The sequence below is a fragment of the Streptomyces sp. NPDC000941 genome, assembly GCF_053599555.1.
Map to the genome: position 1 here is coordinate 1 of NZ_JBSFMM010000569.1, position 1,032 is coordinate 1,032.

Consider the following 1,032-nt stretch of genomic DNA (forward strand, 5'->3'; position numbering starts at 1 on the left):
CGTCCGGTGAGCTGGTCGATCATCGTCGTGAGCTGGTCGTACTGGTCCAGATGGAGCCGGGCCAGGAACGCGTGGTGCTCGCGGAATCGGCCGGTCAGGGCCTCGGTGAGTTCGGGGATCTTGTTGCGGAGCTTGCGTTTGGCCAGGTCCGCGAGGACCTGCGGGTCGGCTTCGCCACGGATGAGGGCTTCGAGCATGGCCCGGCCGGAGACGCCCATGATGTCGGAGGCGACCGTGGACAGTTTGATACCGGTGTCCTCCAGCAGCTTCTCCAGCCGCTGGACCACACGGCCGCGTTCACGGGTGGCGGTCGTCCGGGTCCGGGTGAGATCCCGAAGTTCGCGGACCGGCTCCGGCGGCACGAACGAGGGCCGGACCAGGCCGTGGGCGCCGAGCTGGGCCAGCCAGGCCGCATCCGAGACATCCGTCTTGCGGCCGGGCAGGTTCTTGACCTGCCGCGCGTTGACCAGGATCACGTTCAGGCCCTCGGCCAGGACGTAGTAGAACGGCTTCCAGTAGTCCGAGGTCGCCTCGATCACCACCAGCGTTACCCGCGCGGCGAGCAGATGGTCCCGCAGGCCCAGGATCGCGTTCGCCGTGGATCCCCACGTTGTGGTCTCGGTCGTGAAGGATCCCCGCCGCTTCGTACTCGGGGTGCGGACGCATACCTTGGCGTCCTTCTTGCTGATGTCCAGGCCGGCGCAGCGTTCGTGCAGCACGTCCACCGTCTTGCTCCCTCCCGCGCCGAACGGTCAAGCGATACGCCGTTCCGGGAGGGCCAGGGTGAATCAGGAATTCTGACGCACGTGCTTCACAGCAACACTCCACGGTTCCCGTGGACGGCCCCCAGCACCACGCTGACCTGCGAGCTCACAGGCATCACAGAGCAATCGGTTTCGACCGGAACGAACCCCACCAGCGTCCCGGACCGTCATCAGCCCACATCAGGGCAGACAGAAGCACCCCCGGCGCCCGCCACGGCATTTACCACGCCCCCGGCGCGCACCGAAGGTGCGCTGAATCGCTGACCTG

1 protein-coding gene is annotated in these 1,032 nt (G+C 67.2%); it reads right to left on the bottom strand.

Annotation, left to right across the window (positions count from 1 at the left end; genetic code table 11):
- The coding region (locus tag ACWDSL_RS53530; protein ID WP_450497049.1) for an IS110 family transposase at positions 1–725 on the bottom strand (725 nt) is incomplete at its 3' end.
- Positions 726–1,032: the final 307 nt, after the last annotated feature.